The sequence below is a fragment of the Amycolatopsis sp. ATCC 39116 genome, from assembly GCF_000231075.2.
GTDB classification, from domain to species: Bacteria; Actinomycetota; Actinomycetes; order Mycobacteriales; family Pseudonocardiaceae; genus Amycolatopsis_E; species Amycolatopsis_E tucumanensis.
In genome coordinates, this window is the sequence record NZ_AFWY03000067.1 from 1 (window position 1) to 21,162 (window position 21,162).

Sequence of the window (21,162 nt, forward strand, 5' to 3'; positions counted from 1 at the left end):
CCTGCCCAGCGCCGAACCGGCCCGCGCCGCGCCGGAGGCGGACCGATGCCTGACTCCGTGACGCGCGCGAACCACCTGCCCTGACCCCGGTCCGTACCCCCGCCCCGAACTGGAGGTTCTCCATGGCTGAACTCGCCGGTGGTGTCACCTGCCTCTGGCTGGGCATGGTGCTCGGCATCTCGTTCCTGGAGGCGCCGCTGAAGTTCCGCGCTCCCGGCGTGACCGTGCCGCTCGGGCTGGGCATCGGGCGCATCGTCTTCCGCGCGCTCAACCGGGCCGAGGTGGTGCTCGCCATCCTCGTCGCGGCCGGGGTCGCCCTGACCGACGTCCGGTGGCCGGTCTACCTGGCCGGCGCCGTCGCCGCGGTCGTGCTCGTCGTGCAGCTCGCCGTGGTCCGGCCGCCGCTGAACCGCCGCTCCGACCGCGTGCTGGCGGGCGAGGATGTGCCGCGGTCCCGGGCGCACCTCGTCTACGTCGTCCTCGAGGCCGTCAAGGTGCTCGCCCTGGTCGCGCTGGGCGGCCTGCTCCTCACCGGGGGATGACCGCGATCCGGGCGCCCCGCCCGGGCACCATCGTGATGTGCCGCGGCTTCGAGTGCTCGCCGCGGGCGCGGTCCGGCTCCACCGCGAACCGCGTCAGCACCGCCCGCAGCACGATCGTCGCCTCCAGCAGCGAGAACCCGGCACCGAGACAACGCCGCACGCCGCCGCCGAACGGGAACCACGTGCCGGACGCCGGGCCGCCGTCGAGGAACCGCTCCGGCCGGAACGCCGCCGGGTCCTCGTGGTGCGCCGGATCGCCCTGAACCAGCGCGATCGAGGGCATCACCGTGTAGCCGGCGGGAATCCGGTAGCCGCCGATCTCGATGTCGCGCGTCAGCCGCCGCGCCACCTCGGAGATCACCGGGTGCTGCCGCATCGCCTCCTTGGCCACCGCCTCCAGGTACTTCTCGTCCCCGGCGTCGGCCGCCTCGATCGCCCGCCGCTGCCGCGCCGGGTCCCGCGCCAGCTCGTGGAACGACCAGGCCAGCGCGGTAGCGGTGGTCTCGTGCCCGGCCAGCAGCAGGGTGATCAGCTGGTCCCGCAGCTCCGCGTCGGAGAGCCGGTCGTCCTCGGCGGGCACCGTCAGCAGGCGGGACAGCACGTCGCCGCGCCCGTCGAGGTCGTCGGCCTTGCGGCGGTCGGCGATCTCGGCGTAGAGCAGCTCGTCCACCCTGTCCTGCGCCAGGCTGTAGCGCCGCCACGGCCCGAACCGGCGCAGCTTCGCGTTGTGCCAGCCGAACAGTTCGAGCACCCCGATGTCGACGATCCGGGTGAGCAGGGCACGCAGCTCGTCCAGCCGCGGCCCCTCGGCGACGCCGAACACCACCCGCAGGATGATCTCCAGCGTCAGCGCCTGCATGCGCTCGTGCGACCGGAACACCCGGCCCGGCGTCCAGCTCGCGACCTCGGCCTCGGCGAGCTCAGTGATCATCTCCCGGTAACCGCGCAACGCCGCGCCGTGGAAGGCGGGCATCAGCAGCTTGCGGGCGCGCAGGTGCACGTCCTCGTCGGTGAGCAGCACCGAGTGCGGGCCCATCAGCGGCTTGAGGATGATGTTGCCCTCGCCGGCGTGGAACACGTCGGCGGGCCCGCTGAACACGGCCTTGATGTGGTCGACGTCCGCCAGCTGCACGACGTGCCGCTCGGGGTAGAGGTTGAGGCGGACGAGGTCGCCGTAGCGGCGCCGCAGCAGGGGCATCAGCACGTGCCGGAAGTTGCCGAAGAGCACCGTCTGCACGCCCGCCGGGAGCCTCGGGCCGGGCGGCAGCGGCAGCGCGCTCGTCCGGGACGGGGTTTCGACGCTCATCGCGACCTCCTCGACGTGACCGGTGCCTCATTTATACGCACGTGTAACTCGGGTGTCCAGCTAGGGTTCCGGTGTGGGACACCGGGAAGAGCTGCTCGCCGCCGCGCGGCGGCTGCTGGAGGAGAAGGGGTACGCGCACATCACGGCGCGGGACCTGGTCGCGGCGTCGGACACCAACCTGCACTCGATCGGGTACCACTTCGGGTCCAAGGCGGGCCTGCTCAACGCCGCGATCGGCGAGGTGTTCGAGGAGTGGACCGACAAGCTGGCCTCGATCGCGATGGCCGAGCCCGCCGTCCCGCCGATCGAGCGCGGGCGGCGCGCGTGGGCGGCGATGCTGGACAGCCTGCCCGCCAGCCGGGCGCTGCTGCTGTCCTACGTCGAGGCGCTGGCGCAGGCCGAGCGGACCGAGTCGCTGCGGGAGCAGTTCGCCGAGCAGTACCGGCGCTGCCGCGCGAAGGTCGCCGAGCTGGTCGCGCGGTCGCTGGCGGACGGCACCACGGCCGACGACCCGCGCTGCCAGGCGGTCGCCAGCTTCGTGATCGCCATCTGCGACGGGCTGGCCGTGCAGTGGCTGCTCGACCCGGACGGGGCGCCGACGTCGGAGCAGCTGACGGCCGGCCTGGAGGCGATGTGGGCCGCCTCGTTCCCGGGCGCCTGACTCACCCGATGCGGTCACGCGCCGCGCGACGACCCGGAAGTGGATCTACGGTCCGGGGCGTGGCAGCGAAAACGATCTTCCGGATGGTGGCGGTGGTGACGGCCCTGGTGGCCGGGTTCGCGCCCGCGGTGGCCTCCGCGCAGCCCGCGGCGCCGGTCGCCGGGTTCGACATCAGCGCCTCGCAGGGTGTGCCCGACTTCACCGCGGCCAGGGCGGCGGGCGCGCGGTTCGTGTTCGTCAAGGACACCGCGGGCGTCGGCTACGTGAACCCGAACTTCCTGGCGCAGTTCCGCGGCGCGAAGGCGGCGGGGCTGTACCGGTCGGCCTACCACTACGCGCGCCCGGACAAGACGGGCGGCGCCGAGCAGGCCGCGTACCTGCACACCCACGACGGCAAGTGGTTCGCCGACGGCATGACCCTGCCGCCGACGCTGGACCTGGAGGACACGCCGAACACGCCGGCCTGCTACGCGAAGTCGCCCGCGGACATGGTCGCCTGGATCCGCGCCTTCAGCACCGAGCTGAAGCGGCGCACCGGGCACACCCCGATCATCTACACGACGAACCGGTGGTGGAAGGCGTGCACGGCGGACAGCACCGCGTTCGCCGCCGACCACGTCCTCTGGCTGGCCCGCTACAACACCACGATGGGCGAGGTGCCCGGCGGCTGGACGGCGAAGTTCTGGCAGTCCGCGGTGGCCGGCCCGCTGCCGGGCAACCAGGACACGTTCTTCGGCACGGTCGACGAACTGCGGTCGCTGACCGCTTCGTGACGCGAAACGTTCCCACCGGGCGGGACGGTTCACCGGAACGCCACCTAGGGTTGGGGTATGAAGACTTGGTCCTCGGTACCCCTGCCCTACGTGCCGGGCACGCCACGCGCGCTGCGGCTGTACGACACGGCCACCGGGCAGGTGCGCCCCACCACGCCGGGCAAGACCGCGCGCATGTACGTCTGCGGCATCACCCCGTACGACGCCACGCACCTCGGTCACGCGGCGACCTACCTCGCGTTCGACCTGGTCAACCGGGTGTGGCGGGACAGCGGGCACACGGTGCACTACGTGCAGAACGTGACCGACATCGACGACCCGCTGCTGGAGCGCGCCGAGCGGGACCAGGACGACTGGGTGGTCCTGGGCCTGCGGGAGACCGCCCTGTTCCGCGAGGACATGGAGGCGCTGCGGGTGCTGCCGCCGAAGCAGTTCGTCGGCGCGGTGGAGAGCATCCCGGAGATCGTCGAGGTCATTTCGAAGCTGCTCGCGCACGGCGCGGCCTACCGGGCCGACGACCCGGAGTACCCGGACATCTACTTCGACCGCTCGGCCACCGGCCGCTTCGGCTACGAGTCGAACTACGACGGCGAGACCATGGCGAAGTTCTTCGCCGAGCGCGGCGGCGACCCGGACCGCCCCGGCAAGCGCGACCCGCTGGACGCGCTGCTGTGGCGCGCCGCCCGGCCGGGTGAGCCGTCCTGGGAGTCCGAGCTCGGCCCCGGCCGCCCCGGGTGGCACATCGAGTGCAGCGCGATCGCGGTCAACCGGCTCGGCATGGGCTTCGACGTGCAGGGCGGCGGATCGGACCTGATCTTCCCGCACCACGAGTACAGCGCCGCGCACGCCGAGGCGCTGTCCGGCGAGCACCCGTTCGCCCGCCACTACGTGCACAGCGGCATGATCGGCCTGGACGGCGAGAAGATGTCCAAGTCGCGCGGCAACCTCGTGTTCGTGTCGCGGCTGCGCGCCGACGGCGTGGACCCGAACGCGATCCGCCTCGCGCTGTTCGCCGGCCACTACCGCAGCGACCGGTCGTGGACCGACGACCTGCTCACCACCGCCCAGCAGCGGCTGGCGCGCTGGCGGGAGGCCGCGGCGCTGCCTGCCGGGCCGGAGGCCGACGACACCGTCGCCCGCCTGCGTGACCACCTGGCCGACGACCTCGACACGGTCAACGCGATGCGGGCGATCGACGCGTGGGCCGACGAGGCGCTGCGGCAGGGCGGGCGCGACACCGGCGCGCCCGGCCTGATCCGCGTCGCCGTCGACGCGCTGCTGGGCGTCGAGCTCTGATCGGCGTATAACGACCTATACGGTGCGGCCCTGCTCCAGCCGCAGGGTCGCACCGTCCCACTCCCGGCGCAGCCACCGGTCGTGGCTGGCGAGGACGACGGCGCCGGGCGCGGAGCCCAGCGCGTCGAACAGCTCCTCGGCGAGCGTGAGCGAGATGTGGTTCGTCGGCTCGTCGAGCAGCAGCAGGTCCGGTGGCCGGGCGATCAGGATCGCCAGCGCGAGCCGTCGCCGCTGCCCGACCGACAGCAGCCCGGCCGGCCGGTCGAGGTCCCGCGGCGCGATCAAGCCGAGATCGGCCAGCGCGGGGGAGTCCGGGCCGGCCGCCTCGGCGTACAGCCCGCGCGGCGTCCGCGCCGGGTCGGGCAGGGTCACGTCCTGCGCGAGCATCCCGGTGCGCAGACCCTTCCGGCGTCGCACCGCCTGCGGCGCCAGCCCGCCGGCGAGCACGGTGAGCAGCGTCGACTTGCCCGCGCCGTTGCCGCCGGTGACCAGGAGCCGCGCCGACGCCGTGACGTCCAGTTCGGACAGTTCCAGCCGTCCCGGCACGTGGATCCCACGGGCGGAGAGGATCAGTTCGTCCTCGCCGGCCGGTGCGGTGAGCGCGCCCGCGAACCGCAGCGGCGGCGGGGGCTTGCGCACCTGGTTGGCGGTGAGCTCGTCGAGCCGCTGCTGCGCGTTGCGGACCCGCCGGGAGATCTGCTTTTGCACCCGGCCGGTCTTGAAGTCGTACAGCATCTTCGCGTTGTCCCTCGGCGGCCGGTCGTGGGCGACGGCGCGCGCGGTGACCGCGACCGACTCCGTCAGCCGCCGCAGCTCGGCCTGCTCCTCGGCGTGGCGCTGCTCCCAGCGGGCGCGTTCGGTGCGCTTGTGCGCCAGGTAGTCGCGGTAAGCGCCGCCGTAGCGGGCCGGCCCGCCCAGTGCGGGATCGAGGTCGACGATCGCCGTGCACACCGCGTCCAGGAAGACCCGGTCGTGCGAGGCGAGCACCACCGTCCCGGACAGCCCGGTGAGGTGGCGTTCCAGGAACTCCATCGCCGGGTCGTCGAGGTGGTTGGTCGGCTCGTCGAGCAGCAGCGTGGCCGGCTGCCGGATGAGCAGCGCGGCCAGCCCGAGCCGGGACCGCTGGCCGCCGGACAGCTCGCCGACCGGCCGGTCGATCCCGCCGAGCCCGAGGCCGTCCAGGACGACCGCGGCGCGGCGGTCGGCGTCCCAGATGTCGTGTGCCTGGGCCCATTCCAGGGCCTCGCCGTACTCGGCGAGGACCGCCTCCGACGGATCGGCCGAGACCGCCTCGGCGAGCCGGTCCAGGCGCCGCGCCGCGCGGCGGATGCCGGCCAGCGCGTCCTCGACGACCGCCGGGACCGGGGTGTGGGCGGGGTAGGGGAGTTCCTGGTGCAGGAATCCCACGTCGGGTCCGGTGTGGACGGTGCCGCCGTGCGGGATCTCGGCGCCCGCCAGGAGTTTCAGCAGCGTGGACTTGCCCGCCCCGTTCTCGCCGACCAGGCCGACCCGCTGGCCGGGGTCGGCGGCGAAGTCGAAGCGGTCGAACAGGACGCGGTAGCCGTAGGCGAAGGACAGCTCGTGAACGCGCAAAGACATGGGACATCACCGGCCGGAGTGCGATGGCGAAACCCGCCGGGCCACCTGGCCTCGGACGCGGGTCGGTCGCGATGTCAGTTCTTCATGGCGCTTCCAGGCTAGCGCGGGAGGGCAACTTGTTTTCCGACCCCAGATATGAAAGAGTTCTTTCGAAAGGTTTCTTTCACGTTGGGAGTGCCGATGGCCGCTGAGCTGCCGCCGCGACGGCGGGTCCGGGACGCGGAGCTGATGCGGGCGCTGGCGCACCCGCTGCGATCGGAGCTGCTGAGCTACCTGATGGCCGTCGGGCCGCGGACCGCGACCGAGTGCGCGGAGGCGGTGGACTCGACGGCCTCGAACTGCAGCTGGCACCTGCGGCAACTGGCGCAGTGGGGGCTGGTGGAGCGCGTCGAGGCGGCCGACGGGCGGGAACGGCCGTGGCGGGCCACGCCGGTGGGGCTCGACTTCGGCGAGTTCGCGACCGACCCGGCGGTGCGGACGGCGCAGCTGGCGGCCGCGGGAGCGCGGATCGCCGAGGACGGCGTGCTGGCGCAGCGGTTCCTGGACACGATCGGCTCGTTCGACCGCGAGTGGCAGGAGGCGTCGGCGATCAACACCTACGCCCTGCGGGCGACGCCGGCCGAGCTGGCGGCGCTGACCGAGGCGATCGACGCGCTGGTGCGGCCCTACGTGGCGACCATCCGGACGGAGGCGCCGGCGGAGGCGCGGCCGGTCCAGGCGAGCTGGCGGGCGTACCCACGCGTCGAGGCGAACGGGAAGCCGAGTGAGTAGCGCCGGGTCGTGCGTGTGGCGTGGGTCCCGCCTGCGCGCCGAGGGCCGGACGAGCGGGGAGGGGGAGCGTGCCCGCCGCGGCACCAGATGCGGACAAGCACGTTGGCGGCTGGCCGCACGGTGGGGAGCGGTTCGCCTGGTGAGCAGCGGACCAGGGGAGCCCAAGCCCGAGGCCGGGGTGTCGATGCCGCGGAGGTGGGTGGCCGCTGCGCGGCGGCTGGTCCCGCCGCGCCAAGCGGCCAGCCCGGCGACCGGCGAAGCAACCAACCCCGGCGCCGCGGCGCCGACGGCGCACAGATGTGCCGCCAACGCGGCCCGGCCATTGGGCGGCGAGCTCTCGAGGGTGCCCGCCGTCTCGCCACGCGCGGGCAGCATCCCGCGTGGCGCAGCCACCGTCTCGCGGCGGGCGGGCAGTGCCCCGCCAGGCGCGCCCGCCGTCCCGCGGTGGGCGGGCAGCATCCCGCGTGGCACCCCCGCCGTCCCGCCGCGCGCGGGCAGCATTCCACCTAGCGCGCCCAGCGTCTCGCCACGGGCGGGCAGCATCCCGCCTGGCGCGCCCAGCGTCCCGCCGCGCGCGAGCAGCATCCCGCGTGGCGCAGCCACCGTCCCGCGGCGGGCCGGCGCCGTCCCGCAATCCGCGCCCGCCATCCCGCACCGCGCGAGCGGCAGATCCGCCGACCGCCGCTCAGCACACGGGGGAGGAGTGACCATGCCCGGCCCACTGAGAACCCCCGCCTTCGCGCGGCTCTGGGCCGCCGGCATGTTCGCCGAGACCGCGGAGTGGATGCTGCAGGTCGCGCTGCCGCTGCACATCTTCGCGCTCACCGGCTCGCCCGCGGCGACCGCCGCCACCATGGTCGCCGGCGTGCTGCCCGCCGTCGTGCTCAGTCCGGTCGCCGGGGTGCTCGCCGATCGCTGGAACCGGCGCGCCCTGCTCGCCGCGGTGTGCGCAGGCCAAGTGGTCGTCGCGGTGCCGCTGCTCGGCAGCAGCCTTCCGGTGATCTACCTCGTCATGGCTCTGCAGTCCGGGCTCGCCGCGCTGTTCGAGCCCGCCCGCAGCGCGCTCGTCCCCGTGCTGGCTCCCGGGCAGACCACCGCCGCCAACGGGGCGCTCGGCGTCGGCACCTGCGTCGCCCGCCTCGGGGGCAGCGCGCTCGGCGGGGTGCTGCTCGGCTTCGCCGGCCTCGGCGCCGTCGTCGTCGCCTACGGCGCCGCCCTCCTGGCCGCGATCGGCTTCCTCGCGCCCCGCTTCGCCGAACCCCGGCCCGCCCACCGGGCCCCAGTGGTCCGGGCCTGGCTCGACGGGCTCGCCGACATCCGCCGCGACCACCGGCTCCGCCTGGTGATCTTCATGACCACCCTGATGTCCGCCGGGCAGGGGATGTTCGTCGTCCTGTTCGTCCTGTTCGTCAGCGGCCCGCTCGGCCAGGGCGAAGCCGAAACCGGGCTGTTGCGCGGTGTCCAGGCCATCGGCGGGCTCGCCGCGGGCCTCGCCATCGCCACCGTCGCCCGCAACGCCGCCCCCGCGCGGCTGCTCAGCTGGGGCACCGTCGCGTTCGGACTCACCGCCGCCGTCATCTGGAACGCCCCGGCGCTGACCAGCGCGTTCGGCGTCTACATCGGACTGTTCATCGCCGTCGGCGTCCCGGTCGTCGTGCTCAACGCCGGGCTGCTGTCGGTCGTCCAGACCGTCAGCCCGCCCGGCAGCACCGGCCGCGTGCTCAGCACCGGCTTCGCCGTGCAGGCACTGGCCCAGGTCGCCGGCATGCTCGGCGCCGGCGCGCTCGTCGGCCCGCTCGGCCTGACCCCGCTGCTGAACTTCCAGGCCGCCCTCAACCTCGTCGCGGGCGCGCTCGGGGTGCTCTGGCTGGTGCGGCGGATGACTACGGTGGACCCGTGCCCCACCTCTACGCCACCAGCGACCTCCACGTCACCCACAACGGCAACGCGCCGCTGATCGACGAAGTCCGCCCGGACTCGCCGGAGGACTGGCTCCTGGTGGCCGGCGACGTCGCCGAGAAGATCGACGCGATCACCGCCACGCTGGCGACCCTCAAGGAGCGCTTCGCCGAGGTGGTGTGGGTCCCGGGCAACCACGAACTGTGGACCGTCCCGCGCGACGGCAACGACCTGCGCGGCGAGGCCCGCTACCGGCACCTCGTCGAGCGCTGCCGCGAGATCGGCGTCCGCACCCCGGAGGACGAGTACCTGGTCTGGCCCCACGCCGACCGGCCGCTCACCATCGCCCCGCTGTTCCTGCTCTACGACTACAGCTGGCGCACCCCGCAGGCCGAGGACGCCTCCCTCGCCGAGGCGCTCGACCAGGCCCGCGAGGCCGGCGTGGTGTGCACCGACGAGTTCTACCTGCACCCCGACCCGTTCCCCACCCGCCAGGACTGGTGCGCCGACCGCCTCAAGTTCAGCGAGCAGCGCCTGGACGCCGTCCCCGCCGACCACGGCACCGTCCTGATGTCGCACTGGCCGCTGCACCGCCACCCCACCGCGCCCCTGCGCTGGCCGGAGTTCGCGCTGTGGTGCGGCACCACCCGCACCGAGGACTGGCACCTGCGCTACCGCGCCGAGGTCGCCGTGTTCGGGCACCTGCACATCCCGCGCACCACCTGGGCCGACGGCGTCCGCTTCGAAGAGGTGTCGCTGGGCTACCCGCGCGAGTGGCGCAAGCGTGCCCGCGGCCCGGTCCCGCTACGCCGCATCCTCTGACTTCGGCCGCAACGCCAGCAGCGGCACCGCCGCCGCCAGCACCCCGGCCGCGACGAGGAAGCTCAGCGCCGGGCTGGCGTGGTAGAGCCCGGTGAACACCGCGGGGGAGGCCGACATCCCGAGGAACCGCAGCGCGGTGACCACGGAGATCGCGCCGCTGCGCCCGTTGCCCTCCCCGCCGAGCACCGTCGCGTTGATCCCGACCAGCACCAGCTGCCCGCACACCCCGCCGACGGCCCACGCGATCGTCACCGCCGGCAGCGACGGGAACAGCCCGATCGAGGCCATCGCCGCCGCGCCCAGCAGCAGCCCGGCGGCCAGCGCCACCCGCGGCCCGAACCGGTCCGAGGCGGCGCCGACCAGCCGCGCGGCCAGGAACCCGGCGATCCCGTAGGCGGTCAGCACCAGGCCCCGCACCCCGGGCGTCAGCGCGAACAGGTCGTCGACCCGGAACGCGACCAGGAACGGCAGCCCGGCCAGGCACGCCCAGGCCAGGAACACCACACCACCGGCCCACAGCACCACCGGCCGCCACGCGTCCCGCAGCCGCGACCCGGGCTCGCCGGCCCGGTCGTCGGGCGGCAGCGGGCTCGCCGCCAGCGCCAGCGCGACCAGCGCGATCCCGGCGAACGCCCACCGCCAGTCGGCCTCCGCGGCCAGCCCGCCGATCAGGGGCGCGGACGTCTGCCCGAGCGCCTGCATCGCCCCGAACGTGCCGAGCGCCCGGCCGAGCCGGTCCGCCGGGGTGATCGCGGCGAGCTTGGTCAGCAGCAGCGGCGTGGTGAACGCGTTGGCCACGCCCTGCAGCCCGCGGGTGACCTGGAACAGCCAGAACCACGGCACGAGCGCGGCCAGCGCCGCCGCCAGCACGTAGCCGGCGTAGGCGATCCGGATCGTGCGCACCGGTCCCCAGCGCGCGCCGTAGGTCCCGGACACGAGCATGACCAGCGCGAACGGCAGCAGGTAGGCGGTCAGCGAGGACGCCGCGGTGCCCGGTGACACGCCGAAGCTGGCCGACAGCTCCGGCAGCATCGACGACACCACCCCGCCCCCGAACGGGCCGAGGAGGCCACCGACGTAGAGCGCGGCGCGGGCGGGCCGCCCGCTCACCGGCCTGCCGGTCCCGGTCCCTCCGCGCCCGGACGACGCCGCCGCAGGTAACGCTCGAACTCGGCGGCGATCTTCTCGCCGCTCGACTCCTCCAGGGTGATCGCGGTCTCCGCGTCGCCGCGCTCCTCCAGGGACCGGACGTACTCGGCGATCTCCTCGTCCTCCTCGGCCATCTCGCTGACCGTCTGCTGCCACTCCTCGGCCTGCTCGGGCAGCGCGCCCAGCGGCACCTCGACGTCCAGGACGTCCTCGAGCTTGTGCAGCAGCGCCAGCGTCGCCTTCGGCGAGGGCGGGTGGGACACGTAGTGCGGCACCGCGGCCCAGATGGAAATCGCCGGGATGCCCGCCTGCACGCACGCGTCCTGCAGGATGCCCACGATGCCCGTCGGGCCCTGGTAGCGGCTGCGCTCCAGCCCGAACCGGGCCGCGGCCTCCGGGTCGTAGGCGGTGCCGGTGACCGGGACCGGGCGGGTGTGGGCGGTGTCGGCCAGCAGGGCGCCGAGCGTGACGACGGTGGTCACCCCCAGCTCCTCGATGTGGTCGAGCAGCTCACGGCAGAAGGCGCGCCACCGCATGTTCGGCTCGGGGCCGGTCACCAGCACGATGTCCTGGTCGTAGCCGGGCGGGTGGCAGATCGCCAGCCGCGTGGTCGGCCATTCCACCCTGCGGGTGACGCCGTCCACCATCCGCACCGTCGGGCGGCTGACCTGGAAGTCGTAGTAGTCGTCCGGCTCGAGCTCGGCGAGCGGCTTGGCGTCCCAGCTCAGCTGGAGGTGCTCCAGGGCCGTGCTGGCCGCGTCACCTGCGTCGTTCCAGCCTTCGAAGGCCAGGATCATCACCCGGTCCCTGGCCGTGGTGTCCTCCGGGTCCGGGGTCTCGGGCTGTGGGATCGCGTCGGCTGGGTCACTCACCCACCCAGCCTACGACCCGGCGGGCGGTGACGAGACCGTAGCCTGGTGTCATGTCCGGTCGTTTCTCGTCACCGCTGCTGGACGCCCTCGCCGCCCGTGTGGTCGTGGCGGACGGGGCGATGGGCACGGCGCTGCAGGCGCACGAGCTGTCCCTGGACGACTTCGCGGGCCTGGAAGGCTGCAACGAGATCCTGAACGTGACCCGCCCGGACGTGGTGCGGGGCATCCACCGCACCTACCTGGAGGCAGGCGCGGACGCGGTGGAGACGAACACCTTCGGCGCGAACCTGGCGAACCTGGGGGAGTACGGGATCGCCGACCGCATCGCCGAGCTGGCCGAGGCGGGGGCGCGGCTGGCGCGGGAGACCGCCGACGAGCACGCGACGCCGGACCGCCCGCGCTTCGTGCTGGGCTCGGTCGGCCCGGGCACCAAGCTGCCCACGCTCGGCCACGCGCCGTACGCGCGGCTGCGGGACGCCTACGCCGAGCAGGTCACCGGCCTGCTGCACGGCGGGGTGGACGCGGTGCTGGTGGAGACCTCGCAGGACCTGCTGCAGACCAAGGCCGCGATCCTGGGCGCGCGCCGGGCGATGCGCGGGGCGGGCCGCGAGGTGCCGGTGATCGCCTCGATCACGGTGGAGACGACCGGCACCATGCTGCTGGGCACCGAGGTCGCCGCCGCGCTGGCCGCGCTGGAGCCGCTGGGCATCGACGTGATCGGGCTGAACTGCGCGACCGGCCCCGCCGAGATGAGCGAGCACCTGCGGACGCTGTCGAAGTCGGCGCGGGTGCCGCTGTCGGTGATGCCCAACGCCGGCCTGCCCGAGCTGGGCCCGGACGGCGCGGTCTACCCGCTGTCGCCGGAAGGGCTGGCCGAGGCGTTGTCGGGGTTCGTGCGCGAGTTCGGCGTCGGCCTGGTCGGCGGCTGCTGCGGCACCACCGGCGAGCACATCCGGCAGCTCGCCGAGGCGGTGCGGGACGCCGAGCGCGCGCCCCGACGGCCGCGGCACGAGCCGGGCGTGTCCTCGCTGTACCAGGCGGTGCCGTTCGAGCAGGACGCCTCGGTGCTGATGGTGGGGGAGCGCACCAACGCCAACGGCTCCAAGAAGTTCCGCGAGGCCATGCTCGAAGGCCGCTACGAGGACTGCGTGGAGATCGCGCGCGAGCAGACCCGCGACGGCGCGCACCTGCTGGACCTGTGCGTGGACTACGTGGGCCGGGACGGCGCGGCGGACATGGCCGAGCTGGCCGGGCGGCTGGCGACGGCGTCCACGCTGCCGATCATGCTCGACTCCACCGAGCCCGCGGTGCTGCAGGCCGGGCTGGAGCGGCTGGGCGGGCGGTGCGTGGTCAACAGCGTCAACTACGAGGACGGCGACGGCCCGGACTCGCGCTTCCAGAAGATCATGCGGCTGGTGTCCGAGCACGGCGCCGCGGTCGTGGTGATGTGCATCGACGAGGAGGGCCAGGCCCGCACCGCCGAGTGGAAGGTCCGCGTCGCCACCCGCACGATCGAGGACCTGGTGACCAACTGGGGCATGCGGGTCTCCGACATCATCGTCGACTGCCTCACCTTCCCGATCACCACGGGCCAGGAGGAGACCCGGCGCGACGCTCTGGAGACGATCGAGGCGATCCGCGAGCTCAAGCGCCGCTACCCGGAGGTGCAGACGACGCTGGGCATCTCCAACGTCTCCTTCGGGCTCAACGCCGCCGCGCGCCAGGTGCTGAACTCGGTCTTCCTGCACGAGTGCGTCGAAGCCGGGCTGACCACGGCGATCGTGCACGCGTCGAAGATCCTGCCGATGGCGCGGATCCCGGACGAGCAGCGGGAGGTCGCGCTCGACCTGGTCTACGACCGCCGCCGGGAGGGCTACGACCCGCTGCAGAAGCTGATGTCGTTGTTCGAGGGCGTGTCGGCCGCGTCCAGCCGGGCCTCGCGCGCCGAGGAGCTGGCCGCGTTGCCGCTGTTCGAGCGGCTGGAGCGGCGGATCGTCGACGGCGAGCGCACCGGGCTGGAGGCCGACCTCGACGCGGCCCTGGCCGAGAAGCCGGCGCTGGACATCGTCAACGACACCCTGCTGTCCGGCATGAAGACCGTCGGCGAGCTGTTCGGGTCCGGCCAGATGCAGCTGCCGTTCGTGCTGCAGTCCGCCGAGGTCATGAAGACCGCGGTGGCCTACCTCGAGCCGCACATGGACAAGACGGACTCCTCCGGCAAGGGGAAGATCGTCCTGGCCACGGTCAAGGGCGACGTGCACGACATCGGCAAGAACCTGGTCGACATCATCCTGTCGAACAACGGTTACGACGTGATCAACTTGGGTATCAAGCAGCCGGTCAACGCGATCCTGGACGCGGCCGACGAACACGGCGCGGACGCGATCGGCATGTCCGGGCTGCTGGTGAAGTCCACGGTGATCATGAAGGAGAACCTGGAGGAGATGAACTCCCGCGGAGTCGCCGAGCGCTGGCCGGTCCTGCTCGGCGGCGCGGCGCTGACCCGCACCTACGTCGAGAACGACCTCGCCGAGCTCTACCACGGCGACGTCCGCTACGCGCGGGACGCCTTCGAAGGCCTGCGGCTGATGGACACGATCATGGCGGCCAAGCGGGGGCTGGCGCCGGAGATCAGCGCGGAGGAGGCGGCGAAGAGAGCGGAGCGCAAGGCCCGCCGCGAGCGGTCCCTGCGCATCGCCGAAGCCCGCAAGTCCGCCCGAGAGCCGGAGGCCCCCATTCCCGCCCGTTCCGATGTCGCGACCGACGTTCCCGTGCCCGTGCCGCCGTTCTGGGGCACCCGGGTGGTGAAGGGCATCCCGGTCGCCGAGTACGCCGCCCTGCTCGACGAGCGGGCCACCTTCCTCGGCCAGTGGGGCCTGCGCGGCGCCCGCGGCGGGCAGGGACCCAGCTACGAGCAGCTGGTGGAGACCGAAGGGCGCCCGCGGCTGCGGTACTGGCTCGACCGGCTGGCCACCGACGGGGTCCTGCAGCACGCCGCCGTGGTCTACGGCTACTTCCCGGCCGTGGCCGAGGGCAACGACCTGGTGGTGCTGACCGAGGCGCACGCCGACGCCCCGGAGCGGGCGCGGTTCACGTTCCCGCGCCAGACCCGCGACCGCTACCTGTGCCTGGCCGACTTCTTCCGGCCCCGCGCCACCGGCGAGGTCGACGTGCTGCCGCTGACCCTGGTCACCATGGGGCAGCCGATCGCCGACTACGCCAACGAGCTGTTCGCGAACGACGCCTACCGCGACTACCTGGAGGTCCACGGCCTCGGCGTGCAGCTCACCGAGGCGCTGGCCGAGTACTGGCACCGCCGCGTCCGGCAGGAGCTGCACTTCACCAGCGGCCGCGCGGTCGCCGACGAGGACCCGCGCTCGGTCGAGGACTTCTTCAAACTGGGCTACCGTGGCGCCCGCTTCTCCCTCGGCTACGGCGCCTGCCCGAACCTGGAGGACCGCGCGACCATCGTGGAGCTGCTCGACGCGGAACGGATCGGCGTGAAGCTGTCCGAGGAGTTCCAGCTGCACCCCGAGCAGTCCACCGACGCGATCGTGGCCCACCACCCCGAGGCCAAGTACTTCAACACCTGAGCAGAGGGAGAACCACTTGACGGACGGCCTTGCTGCCGTGCTCTGGGACATGGACGGCACGCTCGTCGACTCGGAGAAGCTGTGGGACGTCGCGCTCTACGAGTGCGCGGAGTGGCTGGGCGGGACGCTGTCCACCGAGCAGCGGCTCACGCTCGTCGGGTCCAACATGGACGCCACCGCGGGCTTCCTGCTGACGGTGACCGGCCACGAGCCGACCGCCGCGGCGGTCGCGGAGACCGGCGCGTGGATCCGCGACCGGACGGCGAACCTGTTCGCCGACGAGCTGCCGTGGCGGCCCGGCGCCCGCGAGGCGCTGACCGCGGTGCGCCGCGCCGGGGTGCCCTCGGCGCTGGTCACCTCCACCGAGCGGTCGCTGACCGAGCTGGCGCTGGACACCATCGGGCGGGAGTTCTTCGACGTCACCGTCTGCGGTGACGAGGTGGACGGGCTCAACAAGCCGCACCCGGAGCCCTACCTGCGCGCGGCGCGGCTCCTCGGCGCGGACCCGGCACGCTGCGTGGCCGTCGAGGACTCCCCGCCGGGCGCCGCGTCGGCCGCCGCCGCGGGCTGCGTCGTGCTGGTCGTGCCCAACGACGTGTCCGTCGAAGCCGGCCCCCGCCGGGTGTTCCGCACCTCGCTGACCGGGGTGGACGCGGACACGCTGCGCGCACTGGTGTGACGTCGCCGTCAGCAGCGGCGGCCCGGATCGCCCCCGGGGCGGGCCGGATGGAAGGATCTACAGACCGTGAAGACCTTCGACGAGCTGTTCGCCGAGCTCACCGAGCGGGCCCGCAACCGACCCGAGGGATCGGGCACCGTGCAGGCGCTGGACGCCGGCGTGCACGCCCAGGGCAAGAAGGTGCTCGAGGAGGCCGGTGAGGTCTGGATCGCCGCCGAGCACGAGTCCGACGACCGGCTGGCCGAGGAGATCTCCCAGCTGCTGTACCGGGTTCAGGTGCTGATGCTCGGGCGCGGGCTGACCACCGAGGACGTGTACCGCTACCTGTAGCGGGGCCGAGAACGAACGAGGAGTGAGGGCATGCTGCGGGTTGCGGTGCCGAACAAGGGAGCGCTGGCCGGGCCGGCGTCGGAGATGCTCGGCGAGGCCGGTTACCGCCAGCGGCATGAGCAGCGCGACCTGACCGTGCTCGACCCGAACAACGAGGTCGAGTTCTTCTTCCTGCGCCCCAAGGACATCCCGATCTACGTCGGCTCTGGCGAGCTGGACCTCGGCATCACCGGCCGCGACCTGGCGCTGGACTCCGGCGCCCCGGTCGAGGAGGTGCTGGCGCTGGGCTTCGGCGGCTCCACCTTCCGCTACGCGGCCCCGGCCGGGCAGGACTGGAAGCCGGCCGACCTGCAGGGCAAGCGGCTGGCCACCTCCTACCCGAAGCTGGTGCGCGACGACCTCGCCCGCCAGGGCGTGGAGGCCGAGGTGATCCGGCTGGACGGCGCGGTGGAGATCTCGATCCAGCTCGGCGTCGCCGACGCGATCGCCGACGTGGTCGGCTCCGGCCGCACCCTGCGGCAGCACAACCTGGTCGCGTTCGGCGACCCGATCTGCGTGTCCGAGGCGGTGCTGGTGCAGCGCGCCGGCAGCGACGCGCAGAAGGCGAAGGCGCAGCTGACCGCCCGGCTGCAGGGCGTGGTGTTCGCGCAGCAGTACATGATGCTCGACTACGACTGCCCGCGGACGCTGCTGGACAAGGCGGTCGCCATCACCCCCGGCCTGGAGTCGCCGACCGTCGCGCCGCTGGCCGACCCGGACTGGGTCGCGGTGCGGGCGATGGTGCCCCGCAAGAAGGTCAACCAGATCATGGACGAGCTGGCCGAGGTGGGTGCGAAGGCGGTGCTCGCCTCCGACATCCGCTCCTGCCGGCTTTGACCGGCGGTGTCCTGCCGGCGTTCGCGCCGATCTGGGCACTGACCGGACTGGGGTACCTGCTCGGCCGGTTCCGCGTGCTCGGCGACGGGGCCGAGGCGGCGCTGACGAAGTACGTCTTCGTCGTCGCGATGCCCGCGGTGCTGTTCACCACCATGCAGGACACGCCGCTGACCGCCCTGCTGAACCCGGGCGTGCTCGCGTTCCTGATCGGCACCGTCGTGGTGGGCGCGATCGGCTTCGCGCTGGGCAAGTGGGTGTTCCGGCGCAAGCTGTCGGAGTGGGCGGTCAGCGGGATGGCCTCCTGCTACGCCAACGCCGGCAACCTGGGCATCCCGGTGCTGCTGCAGCTGTTCGGCGACTCCGCGTTCATCATCGTGGTGATCCTGCTGCAGACGCTGGTGCTGATGCCGTCGCTGCTGGCCCTGCTGGAGACCGACGCGCGGGAGCCGGGCCGCTCGCGGTGGCGGACGCTGCTGATGCTGCCGGTGCGCACCCCGGTGATCGCCGCGTCGCTGACCGGGATCCTGTTCCGGGCGAGCGGGCTGCACCTGCCGCACCTGGTGGCGCAGCCGCTGCACCTGCTCGCCTCGGCAGGGGTCGGCACCGCGCTGCTGGTGCTGGGGATGTCGCTCACCTCCGGCGGCGCCCGGGAACCGATGGGGACCCGGCGGGTGGAGATGGCGACCGTGGTCGGGCTGAAGCTGTTCGCCCAGCCCGCGATCACCCTCGGCATCGGACTGCTGCTCGGCCTGCCGCACCCGGTGCTGATGATCGTGACCGTGTGCGCCGGGCTGCCCACCGCGCAGAACATCTTCATCGCGACCAGCCAGTACGCCCTGGACAGCCGGTTCGTGCGGGACTGCGTGCTGGTGTCCACCCTGGTGTCGATGGGATCGCTGTCCCTGGTGTCCTGGCTGGTCGGCGAGTTCCTCTAGGGCTCCAGGTCCAGGGCGGCGGCGAAGGTGCCGTCCATGTGGAACGGTGTGGACTGGTGCTGGTGCGCGATCAGCCAGCGGCCGTCGTCGCGGCGCAGGCAGACCGTCGACCGGAACCACAGGGTGAACGGCTCGTCGTGGCCGGCGGGGACCGCGGACATGCGGTTGAGGCTGTGCGCGAAGGCCAGATCGCCGCTGACGGTGGCGCGCAGGTCGCGGACCTCGTAGTCGACCGGCCCGTCGAACCCGGCGAACCAGCCGCGCAGGTTGTCCGGGTCGCGCATCTCGGCCGCGGCGTGGGCCAGCGGCGGGGCGAGGGTGAACGCGACGATCTCCGGCGCGTAGCGGGCGACGACCGCGTCCGCGTCGCCGGCCCGGATGGCGGCCGCCTGCTCCTCGATCACCGCGTGGATTTCGTTCGTGCTGGTCATCGTCGTCCTCCGGCTAGGGTGTGTGCTTCCACCGGTGACGTCGAGACCGCGGGCCCGGTCTCGACATCCCGGGTGAGGAGTCCGGGAGGGCAGATGAAGTTCCTGGTGCTGATCTACCGCAACGCGGCGTCGCAGGCGGTCTGGGAAAGCCTGGCCGACGACGAGAAGCGGGAGGGGCTCAAGGCGTACGAGGCTCTCGACCGCGACCTGGAGGAGGCGGGGGAGGTGGTGACCTCGGCGTCGCTGGCGCCGCCGGAGACCGGCAAGCGGGTCCTGGTCTCCGAGGGGCAGGTCGTCGCGGGGGACGGGCCGTTCGCCGAGGTCAAGGAGCAGCTGGCCGGGTTCTACGTGCTGGACTGCGCGAGCCTGGAGCGGGCCGTGGAGTGGGCGGCGCGGATCCCGGAGGCGGGGCTCGGCCTGGTCGAGGTGCGCCCCACACAGGACCTGAGCGTCTTCCTCCCGTGACCGAGCTGCTGCGCGAGCTGGCGCCGCAGGTGCTCGCCGCGCTGGTGCGCCGCTACGGCGACTTCGACCTGTGCGAGGACGCCGTGCAGGAGGCGCTGCTCGCGGCCGCGACGCAGTGGCCGGCCCAGGGGATGCCGGACAACCCGAAGGGCTGGCTGATCACCACCGCGTCCCGGCGGCGGATCGAGCTGTGGCGGTCGGAGGCCGCGCGCCGCCGCCGCGAGGAGAACGTCGCGCTGATGACGCCACCGGACCCGGCGCCGGTGCCCGCGGTGGACGACACGCTCACCCTGCTCATGCTGTGCTGCCACCCGTCGCTGACCCCGGCGTCGCAGGTGGCGCTGGCGCTGCGGGCGGTCGGCGGGCTCACCACGGCCGAGATCGCGCGGGCCTACCTGGTGCCGGAATCCACCATCGCGCAACGCATCAGCCGCGCGAAGCAGCGGATCAAAGCCGCCGGCGCCCGGTTCCGGCCGCCGGCGCCGGACGAGTACGGACAGCGCCTCGCCGCCGTGCTCAACGTGCTGTACCTGGTCTTCACCGAGGGGCACACCGCGAGTTCGGGGGAGTCGTTGCAGCGCGTGGACCTGACCGCCGAGGCGATCCGCCTGGCGCGGCAGCTGCACGCCCGGCTGCCCGACGAGGGGGAGGTGACGGGCCTGCTCGCCCTGATGCTGCTGACCGACGCGCGCCGCGCCGCCCGCACCGGTCCCGGTGGTGCGCTGGTGCCGCTCGCCGAGCAGGACCGGTCGCGGTGGGACCGGGCGATGATCGACGAGGGCACGGCGCTGGTGACGCGGGCGCTGACGACCGCGCCGGTGGGCCCGTACCAGCTGCAGGCCGCGATCGCCGCCGTCCACGGGCAGGCCGCGCGAGCGGAGGACACCGACTGGCGGGAGATCGCCGGGCTGTACGAGCTGCTGGCGGCGGTGGCGCCCGGGCCCATGGTGACGTTGAACCGGGTGGTGGCGGTGGCCGAAGTGGACGGTCCGGAGGCCGGGCTGCGGGAGCTGGCGGTGGTGGCGGAGGACCCGGCGCTGGCCGGGCACCACCGCGTGGACGCGGTGCGCGCGCACCTGCTGGAGCGGACCGGTGATCTCCCCGCGGCGGCGGAGGCGTACCGCCGCGCCGCGCAGGGCACCTTGAGCGTGCCGGAGCAGCGGTATCTGGAGGAGCGGGCCCGCCGCTGCGCCACGCGCAGTGTATAACGACCTATACGGCGCGCCGTTTAGCGCGCCGGTTCGGCGGCCAGCGCGTCCAGGACCGCCCCGAGTTCGGAGTAGCTCGCCACGACGCCATCGGTGTTGCCGAGCCGGTGGCGTTCCAGCCGCACCGCGCCCAGGTGCCGGGCCCGGTAGACGAGCGCCCGCCAGCGGACCTGCGGAGTGTCCGCCGGCCGCCCGTAACCCACCCAGAACGCGTCCCGGACGGGATCGGGCCGCGACGCGGCGTACAGGCTCCAGTCGGCGGCGGGATCGCCCCAGGACGCCCGGTCGTGGTCCAGCACGCCGTCGATCACCGGCTCCGGCGCGCCGGGGGAGAGGAGCACGTTGGCGGTCCACAGGTCGCCGTGCAGCAGCCGGGGCTCGGTGATCTCGTCGAACACCGCCCGGCGCCGCTCGGCCAGCCGGGCGACGGCCAGCACGTCGGAGGCGTCGAGACCGGCGTCGGTGAGGTCCGCGGCGGTGTCCGCGAAGTACGCCAGCACCGCCTCGCTCCACGTGCCGAACGCCGGGCCGGCGACCGGGCCGAAGGCGGGGCCGCGCACCTCGTGCACGGTGCATGCCAGCGCGCCGAGGCCGCGGTAGAGGGCGGTCCACTGTGGACGCGGGTACGCCCGCAGTCCCCGCGGCGCCGGGATCCCGGGGAGGAACGTCTGGAACACGTAGTCCCGCCCGGCGATGTCCCGCGTCCAGTCCGCGAACAACGTCCGGGGCATCATCCGCGCGATCGGCGCGAAGAACGGCAGGCTCGCGTGCTCGTTGCGCATCAGCTCCCGCTCGACGCGGAACTGCCGCGCGGGTTCTGGCGCCACCCGCAGGACCACCGTCTCCCGGGACGGCAGCTCCACCCGGTAGGTGGTGTTGTACAGACCACCGCCGAGTTCCACCGCGGACACCGGCGGCGCCCCGAACGCGCGCTCGGCCATCGCGGTGATCTCGT

General features: G+C 73.5%; 20 protein-coding genes. 14 read left to right on the forward strand and 6 right to left on the reverse strand.

Annotated elements, in window-relative coordinates; translation table 11 throughout:
* Positions 1-122 precede the first annotated feature (122 nt).
* Positions 123-542, forward strand: a complete 420-nt coding sequence (locus AMY39116_RS0337660; protein WP_020422759.1) for a hypothetical protein — start codon at positions 123-125, stop codon at positions 540-542.
* Here AMY39116_RS0337660 and AMY39116_RS0337665 read toward each other — a convergent pair.
* Positions 529-1,848, reverse strand: coding sequence for a cytochrome P450 (locus AMY39116_RS0337665; RefSeq protein WP_020422760.1), 1,320 nt, complete (start codon positions 1,846-1,848; stop codon positions 529-531). The two genes, AMY39116_RS0337660 and AMY39116_RS0337665, sit on opposite strands and share 14 nt — an antisense overlap.
* Before the next feature lie 73 nt (positions 1,849-1,921).
* Here AMY39116_RS0337665 and AMY39116_RS0337670 point away from each other — a divergent pair, with 73 nt between their 5' ends.
* From AMY39116_RS0337670 to mshC, 3 genes are read left to right on the forward strand one after another with little or no spacing between them, the layout of a single operon-like run.
* On the forward strand, positions 1,922-2,509 hold the full coding sequence (locus AMY39116_RS0337670) for a TetR/AcrR family transcriptional regulator (protein WP_020422761.1): 588 nt from the start codon (positions 1,922-1,924) through the stop codon (positions 2,507-2,509).
* Positions 2,510-2,568: 59 nt separating this feature from the next.
* Positions 2,569-3,282 (forward strand): GH25 family lysozyme, encoded by a 714-nt coding sequence (locus AMY39116_RS0337675; RefSeq protein WP_235716300.1) that lies wholly within the window; start codon positions 2,569-2,571, stop codon positions 3,280-3,282.
* A 57-nt stretch (positions 3,283-3,339) separates the two neighbouring features.
* Entirely contained in the window at positions 3,340-4,578 is a 1,239-nt protein-coding gene (gene mshC / locus AMY39116_RS0337680; RefSeq protein ID WP_027936578.1) for a cysteine--1-D-myo-inosityl 2-amino-2-deoxy-alpha-D-glucopyranoside ligase, read from the forward strand.
* A 15-nt stretch (positions 4,579-4,593) separates the two neighbouring features.
* Here mshC and AMY39116_RS0337685 read toward each other — a convergent pair whose 3' ends face one another.
* On the reverse strand, positions 4,594-6,177 hold the full coding sequence (locus AMY39116_RS0337685; protein WP_027936579.1) for an ABC-F family ATP-binding cassette domain-containing protein: 1,584 nt from the start codon (positions 6,175-6,177) through the stop codon (positions 4,594-4,596).
* Between the two features lie 180 nt (positions 6,178-6,357).
* On the opposite strand from AMY39116_RS0337685, the gene AMY39116_RS0337690 reads away from it, so the two are divergent.
* The 3 genes from AMY39116_RS0337690 to AMY39116_RS0337700 all read left to right on the forward strand — a co-directional run bounded on the left by AMY39116_RS0337690 (position 6,358) and on the right by AMY39116_RS0337700 (position 9,669).
* On the forward strand, positions 6,358-6,948 hold the full coding sequence (locus AMY39116_RS0337690) for a helix-turn-helix transcriptional regulator (protein ID WP_020422765.1): 591 nt from the start codon (positions 6,358-6,360) through the stop codon (positions 6,946-6,948).
* A 709-nt stretch (positions 6,949-7,657) separates the two neighbouring features.
* On the forward strand, positions 7,658-8,905 hold the full coding sequence (locus tag AMY39116_RS0337695; RefSeq protein WP_020422766.1) for an MFS transporter: 1,248 nt from the start codon (positions 7,658-7,660) through the stop codon (positions 8,903-8,905).
* Positions 8,845-9,669 (forward strand): metallophosphoesterase, encoded by an 825-nt coding sequence (locus tag AMY39116_RS0337700; RefSeq protein WP_020422767.1) that lies wholly within the window; start codon positions 8,845-8,847, stop codon positions 9,667-9,669. The genes AMY39116_RS0337695 and AMY39116_RS0337700 overlap by 61 nt, the downstream gene beginning before the upstream one ends.
* Here the strand turns inward: AMY39116_RS0337700 and AMY39116_RS0337705 are convergent.
* Together AMY39116_RS0337705 and AMY39116_RS0337710 are read right to left on the reverse strand one after the other, a co-directional pair.
* A complete protein-coding gene (locus AMY39116_RS0337705; RefSeq protein WP_020422768.1) occupies positions 9,652-10,779 on the reverse strand; it encodes an MFS transporter in 1,128 nt (375 codons plus the stop codon). The two genes, AMY39116_RS0337700 and AMY39116_RS0337705, sit on opposite strands and share 18 nt — an antisense overlap.
* Positions 10,776-11,690, reverse strand: a complete 915-nt coding sequence (locus tag AMY39116_RS0337710; protein ID WP_020422769.1) for a PAC2 family protein — start codon at positions 11,688-11,690, stop codon at positions 10,776-10,778. Before AMY39116_RS0337710 ends, AMY39116_RS0337705 begins: the two co-directional genes overlap by 4 nt.
* Positions 11,691-11,740: 50 nt before the next feature.
* Between AMY39116_RS0337710 and metH the strand changes: the two genes are divergently transcribed.
* From metH to AMY39116_RS0337735, 5 genes are all read left to right on the forward strand, one after another.
* On the forward strand, positions 11,741-15,283 hold the full coding sequence (gene metH / locus AMY39116_RS0337715; RefSeq protein WP_020422770.1) for a methionine synthase: 3,543 nt from the start codon (positions 11,741-11,743) through the stop codon (positions 15,281-15,283).
* Positions 15,284-15,299: 16 nt separating this feature from the next.
* Complete coding sequence (locus AMY39116_RS0337720) at positions 15,300-15,962, forward strand: HAD family phosphatase (protein WP_157358824.1); 663 nt, start codon at positions 15,300-15,302, stop codon at positions 15,960-15,962.
* Positions 15,963-16,028: 66 nt separating this feature from the next.
* Positions 16,029-16,292 (forward strand): phosphoribosyl-ATP diphosphatase, encoded by a 264-nt coding sequence (locus AMY39116_RS0337725; RefSeq protein WP_020422772.1) that lies wholly within the window; start codon positions 16,029-16,031, stop codon positions 16,290-16,292.
* Positions 16,293-16,322: 30 nt separating this feature from the next.
* Positions 16,323-17,168 (forward strand): ATP phosphoribosyltransferase, encoded by an 846-nt coding sequence (hisG, locus tag AMY39116_RS0337730; protein ID WP_020422773.1) that lies wholly within the window; start codon positions 16,323-16,325, stop codon positions 17,166-17,168.
* Positions 17,165-18,103, forward strand: coding sequence for an AEC family transporter (locus AMY39116_RS0337735; RefSeq protein WP_020422774.1), 939 nt, complete (start codon positions 17,165-17,167; stop codon positions 18,101-18,103). The genes hisG and AMY39116_RS0337735 overlap by 4 nt, the downstream gene beginning before the upstream one ends.
* Here the strand turns inward: AMY39116_RS0337735 and AMY39116_RS0337740 are convergent.
* Positions 18,100-18,534, reverse strand: coding sequence for a nuclear transport factor 2 family protein (locus AMY39116_RS0337740; protein ID WP_020422775.1), 435 nt, complete (start codon positions 18,532-18,534; stop codon positions 18,100-18,102). The genes AMY39116_RS0337735 and AMY39116_RS0337740 overlap by 4 nt on opposite strands.
* Before the next feature lie 93 nt (positions 18,535-18,627).
* On the opposite strand from AMY39116_RS0337740, the gene AMY39116_RS0337745 reads away from it, so the two are divergent.
* Both AMY39116_RS0337745 and AMY39116_RS0337750 read left to right on the forward strand, forming a co-directional pair.
* Positions 18,628-18,999 carry a YciI family protein gene (locus tag AMY39116_RS0337745; protein ID WP_020422776.1) on the forward strand — a complete coding sequence of 124 codons (372 nt, stop codon included), beginning with the start codon at positions 18,628-18,630 and terminating at the stop codon, positions 18,997-18,999.
* Positions 18,996-20,207, forward strand: coding sequence for an RNA polymerase sigma factor (locus AMY39116_RS0337750; RefSeq protein ID WP_020422777.1), 1,212 nt, complete (start codon positions 18,996-18,998; stop codon positions 20,205-20,207). Before AMY39116_RS0337745 ends, AMY39116_RS0337750 begins: the two co-directional genes overlap by 4 nt.
* Positions 20,208-20,227: 20 nt before the next feature.
* Here the strand turns inward: AMY39116_RS0337750 and AMY39116_RS0337755 are convergent, their stop codons facing one another.
* Positions 20,228-21,148, reverse strand: a complete 921-nt coding sequence (locus tag AMY39116_RS0337755) for a phosphotransferase family protein (RefSeq protein WP_157358825.1) — start codon at positions 21,146-21,148, stop codon at positions 20,228-20,230.
* Between the last annotated feature and the right edge of the window lie 14 nt (positions 21,149-21,162).

What these genes read in the sequence shown, in the direction of transcription:
- AMY39116_RS0337685 (WP_027936579.1), bottom strand. Translation starts at nt 6,177, where the DNA reads ATGTCTTTGCGCGTTCACGAGCTGTCCTTCGCCTACGGCTACCGCGTC.
- AMY39116_RS0337745 (WP_020422776.1), top strand. Translation starts at nt 18,628, where the DNA reads ATGAAGTTCCTGGTGCTGATCTACCGCAACGCGGCGTCGCAGGCGGTC.
- AMY39116_RS0337665 (WP_020422760.1), bottom strand. Translation starts at nt 1,848, where the DNA reads ATGAGCGTCGAAACCCCGTCCCGGACGAGCGCGCTGCCGCTGCCGCCC.
- hisG (WP_020422773.1), top strand. Translation starts at nt 16,323, where the DNA reads ATGCTGCGGGTTGCGGTGCCGAACAAGGGAGCGCTGGCCGGGCCGGCG.
- metH (WP_020422770.1), top strand. Translation starts at nt 11,741, where the DNA reads ATGTCCGGTCGTTTCTCGTCACCGCTGCTGGACGCCCTCGCCGCCCGT.
- AMY39116_RS0337660 (WP_020422759.1), top strand. Translation starts at nt 123, where the DNA reads ATGGCTGAACTCGCCGGTGGTGTCACCTGCCTCTGGCTGGGCATGGTG.
- AMY39116_RS0337690 (WP_020422765.1), top strand. Translation starts at nt 6,358, where the DNA reads ATGGCCGCTGAGCTGCCGCCGCGACGGCGGGTCCGGGACGCGGAGCTG.
- mshC (WP_027936578.1), top strand. Translation starts at nt 3,340, where the DNA reads ATGAAGACTTGGTCCTCGGTACCCCTGCCCTACGTGCCGGGCACGCCA.
- AMY39116_RS0337740 (WP_020422775.1), bottom strand. Translation starts at nt 18,534, where the DNA reads ATGACCAGCACGAACGAAATCCACGCGGTGATCGAGGAGCAGGCGGCC.
- AMY39116_RS0337755 (WP_157358825.1), bottom strand. Translation starts at nt 21,148, where the DNA reads ATGGCCGAGCGCGCGTTCGGGGCGCCGCCGGTGTCCGCGGTGGAACTC.
- AMY39116_RS0337695 (WP_020422766.1), top strand. Translation starts at nt 7,658, where the DNA reads ATGCCCGGCCCACTGAGAACCCCCGCCTTCGCGCGGCTCTGGGCCGCC.